Origin of the sequence: Amycolatopsis echigonensis, assembly GCF_014174495.1 — a bacterium.
Taxonomy (GTDB): Bacteria; Actinomycetota; Actinomycetes; order Mycobacteriales; family Pseudonocardiaceae; genus Amycolatopsis; species Amycolatopsis echigonensis.
In genome coordinates this window covers 1-3,971 of sequence record NZ_JACJHR010000183.1, presented here as the reverse complement: position 1 = coordinate 3,971, position 3,971 = coordinate 1, and the positions used below count along the sequence as shown (strand labels likewise).

Here is a 3,971-nt window from a genome sequence, read left to right as displayed (position 1 = left end):
TACCGCGCTGAACCCCAGATCCGGGTTGTTCGGTCCTGGCAAGTCGTTGATCAGCCGGCTGCAACGCGACCAGGTGACCGCGCCGGTCAAACTGGCCGCAGCGCGGATGAAGCGCATGCCGTGGGCGGTGTACCGCGTGCGTCGCTTCTACTCCGCGCCTGCCAACGCGATCCGCTCGGTGGACCGCGTCCTGCTCGGCGGGCACCTGGTGGTGTACGCCGCGCTGGAGGAGATGAGCGACCTCGTCGGCGTGCCGCTGGTGCGCCACGAGCAGATCGCGGGCGCACCGGTACGCGGCGGCGATCGGGACATCCACCGACGCCTGTGGGTGCGCCAACGTCAAGACGGGGCGTACCCGGCCATGGAGGAGTTCTACACCGTGGCGCCGGCCCAAGCGCTGGACAAGTCCATGGATCGCTTCGACGACACCTGGGCAGCGCACACGGACACGCTGCTCGCTCGCCTGGAAAGCCGTTGTGAGGTCGCGGCTGACGTGGTGCGGCACGCCCTGACTCGCTCCCGGTTCACCAGCGCCTCCTAACGGCAGTGCTGGGCTCGCTGGGCGAGCTCACCTTTCCCGCCTCGTCCGCAGCCTTTCGCTTGCGGCACATCGACTTCCGGCGTGGCGCCACGCCGAAGTTTCGCAATCGTCTTGTTCCGAAAGGGGATACCGCTATGGCTCCGTTCGAATTGCACACCGCACATATCGACGGACTCGTCAACGCTGGCCTCCAGTTCGACATGATCGCAACACGCGACGACGCCACACTGGCCGGCCAGATGTTGCTCCAGCAGCACTACCGCAGCATCGGGGTGCTCGGCGATCACGAGGACCCACCGGACTACACGGCGGCCCTGGCCGACCACGCGTTCCACCCGGTCGCGGTGCTGAGGCTGCTGGACAGCTACGAGTACCAGTCGGACGAGACGGCTGACTGGACCACCGGACCCGCGTCTACGTGGATTACCCGGCTCCGCGACGAAGTCCTCAGCAGGCTTCCCGCCGAGACGAAAACCAGAGTGCGCTACGGGTCGCTGTCCGTCCCGGCCTACCAGCTCCTGCCCGTCTACGCCGACACCCCCTGGGCCGTCACGGCGCTGGAGCAGATCCCCAACATCGGGGACAGCACCATCGAGATCCCTGTGGTCCGCAAAGGACTGCCCGCGGAGATCCTGACCGGACCGATCCACTGCCCGAACGGCGGGTTGTCCTCCCGTGTGCGGCACGTAACCGTCCTCGGCCTCGGCCAGGACCGAGAGCTGCCCGCCTTCGCGCGAGTCCGCGAGCCGTCCGACCAGGCACCAGGGGTGTACGTGCTGTTCGAGCACGGCCGGCACGTGGCCCGCCCAGTGGACCCGCCCGGCATGTGGTTCGCCGCGTCGGGTGCCTTCATCCACACCGGCGATTGGCGCTGGCGCGAGCTGATCGGCCACAGCCTGCCGATCCCGTTGCACGACCACCACCCCGAGCGCTGACAGCCGTGTCCGCCGGTCCCGGCTCGGCTGTCTTCCTTTCCCACATCGAAGGAGTTGCACCATGCCCCTCACCGACCCTCAGCACGCGCGCTTGTTCCTGCTGTACGCCGCGGAGCCGCCCGCACCCGCAGTGCACGACTTCGTCGCCGCTCACGGGCCGGTCAAGGCCGTCGAGCGCATCCGCGGCGGGACCGCTCCGCCCACGGTCCTGGCCGAGATCACCCGGCCAGATCCGCGACTGGACGACGCCCTCCGCGCGATCGACGCCGGGACCGCCACGCTGGTGACCCCCGAGGACGACGCGTGGCCGCTCGGCAGGCTCGCCGGCATGGCCGGCCACGGCCTGGGCGCACCGCTGGCGCTGTGGACACGTGGCTCGGCATCCCTCGCCGAGCTCACCCGCACCGCCGTAACCGTCACCGGCACGGCCGTGTCCACCGGGTACGGCTCAGCCTTCGCCGCGGACCTCGCCGACGAACTGGCGCGATCCGGCGTGAGCATCGTCAGCGGTGGCGCCTTCGGCATCGACGAGAGCGCCCTGCGCGGTGCGCTCACCGGGCAAGGCCCGGCCGTCGTGGTCCTGCCGTGCGGCGTCGATCTGGACTACCCGATCGCGCACGCGCCCCTGTTCGCCGAGATCGTCCGAACGGGCGGGCTGCTGGTCAGCGAGTACCCCCTCGGCGGACTTCCGACGCGGGCGCGATTCATTGCTCGCCGTCGTCTGCTGGCCGCACTGGCCGCCGCGACCGTGATCGTCGAGGCCGGGCAGCGCAGTGCCGCGCTGATCACCGCCCGCGCTGCCCGGCACCTCGGGCGGCGGGTCTACGGCGTACCGGGGCCGGTCACCTCGGCCGCCTCAGCCGGCGTCAACGAACTCCTGCGCGCCGGGGACGCCACAGCGATCAGCGCCGCGGCCGACATCACCTACCAGGAGGGATTGCGGTGACTGGACCCGACGTCTACACAGCGGCCATTACCGCGCTCTGCCTGCCCTCCGAGTGGCATGTCACCGTGGCGCTGCGACCTCGACGCCGTTCCCTCGGCATCGAGGTCCAGCCCGGCGGCGCCGTCACGGTCCTGATCCCGCCGCAGGCCGACCCCGAGCAGGTCGCCCGGTTTGTCCGCGGTCACCGACGCTGGATCACCGAGAAGGTGACCGCGGCCGTCCGGCTGGCGCCGAACCACCCGATCAAGCAGTTCGTCGCTGGTGAGACCTTCGACCTGCTCGGCCAGCGCTACCGGCTCCACCTCGTCGACGCTCCGGCGACCCGCGGTGGGCGGCAACTGCCCGCCCTCGCGCCCAACAACCTTCTGTACGCGCGGCGAGAGAGCCCGGACCGTATCCGGCGCGCGATCATCGAGCTCTACCGACGCGAGGGGCTGGCCTGGGCCGTTCGGGAAGGCAGCGAGTACGAACGGCGGGGCCGGATCGAGGGCCTGCGCTACCAGGTGCGGGACCTGGGCCGCCGCCGCTGGGGCGTCTACCACGGCCAGCCCAAACACACCACGGCCCTGCACTGGGCCGCGTTCGGCCTGCCGCTGCGGCTGATCGAGTACGTCCTCGTACACGAACAAGCCCACGCCACCCACCCCGGCGGGCAGCCCCACGGGCGAGCCTGGCAGCGCCAGATGACGCTCTGGATGCTGGACTGGCGGCAACGGAAGGACGAGCTCGCCGAGGCCGGGCGCCATGCCTGGCTGGGGGACTTCGAGCCGCACTGACCAGCTGTATCGCGCTACCAGGAGTGCATAGCAGTCACCCCACGACGGGACACGAAACACCACACCGGCTGTCCTAACAAGAGGACTGATAGACATGCGTGATAGACATACCGCGACAACGGAGCGTCATCGGCCCTGGCTCGATGACAGCGAGCGAGAGAGGCTTCCCCATGAGCGAGCCCGAGGAAGTCCTTCAACTTCGTGCCTGCCGGGCCGAGGTCGAAGGGATCAAGAAGGAGCTGGATGACGCTCGCGAACAACAGGCCAAGCTCGAAGAGAAGATCAACGGCCTTCTGAAGAAGCAACGCGAAGCCAGGAAGAAGCGGCGCGAGGCGGTACTCAGTGCCGACGCAGCCGGGGTTCCGCGGTTGCGGATCTCCAAGGAAGTCGGCATGCAACGCAGCAACGTGTACAAGCTGTTGGAGGGCGCGGACACCGGCGACGCAGACACGAGCGACGATTCGTGACCGCGCCGCCATAGCACCCTCGGGCCCGGCGTCCGAACGTCCCAGCACCAGCCGGACATCATGAATCATGACGACTGGCCGGGCGTGACGAGTGGACGGAACTGTCGCGTGACACGCCCGTCGCCATCAACTCCGACGCGAAGACACAGCCGCTGCCTGGCTACTGCGGGTACGGCTCCAGGCTCGTGCCGTCCGGACCCGAAGCCGGCAGGACTTACCGAGCTGTTTCATCGGGTCCTGACCGAAGGATTGCCGCCGAGCTGAAACGGGTGCGGTGCCCGTGTCGACAAGGCGGGACCGACAGCG

5 protein-coding genes are annotated in these 3,971 nt (G+C 69.2%); all 5 read left to right on the top strand.

Annotated features, from left to right (window positions below; genetic code table 11):
- Positions 1-541 (top strand): hypothetical protein (locus H5411_RS45895; protein ID WP_220818358.1); only part of this gene is annotated, 541 nt, incomplete at its 5' end.
- Positions 542-675: 134 nt separating this feature from the next.
- Entirely contained in the window at positions 676-1,476 is an 801-nt protein-coding gene (locus H5411_RS45890; protein ID WP_183127951.1) for a hypothetical protein, read from the top strand.
- Between the two features lie 61 nt (positions 1,477-1,537).
- Positions 1,538-2,422, top strand: a complete 885-nt coding sequence (locus tag H5411_RS45885) for a DNA-processing protein DprA (RefSeq protein ID WP_183127950.1) — start codon at positions 1,538-1,540, stop codon at positions 2,420-2,422.
- The gene (locus tag H5411_RS45880; RefSeq protein ID WP_183127949.1) at positions 2,419-3,198 is read left to right on the top strand and encodes a M48 family metallopeptidase; all 780 of its coding nucleotides are present in this window, start codon (positions 2,419-2,421) and stop codon (positions 3,196-3,198) included. The genes H5411_RS45885 and H5411_RS45880 overlap by 4 nt, the downstream gene beginning before the upstream one ends.
- Before the next feature lie 170 nt (positions 3,199-3,368).
- Positions 3,369-3,665: a hypothetical protein gene (locus H5411_RS45875; protein WP_183127948.1), complete on the top strand. Its 297-nt coding sequence runs from the start codon at positions 3,369-3,371 to the stop codon at positions 3,663-3,665.
- The last annotated feature ends 306 nt before the right edge of the window (positions 3,666-3,971 follow it).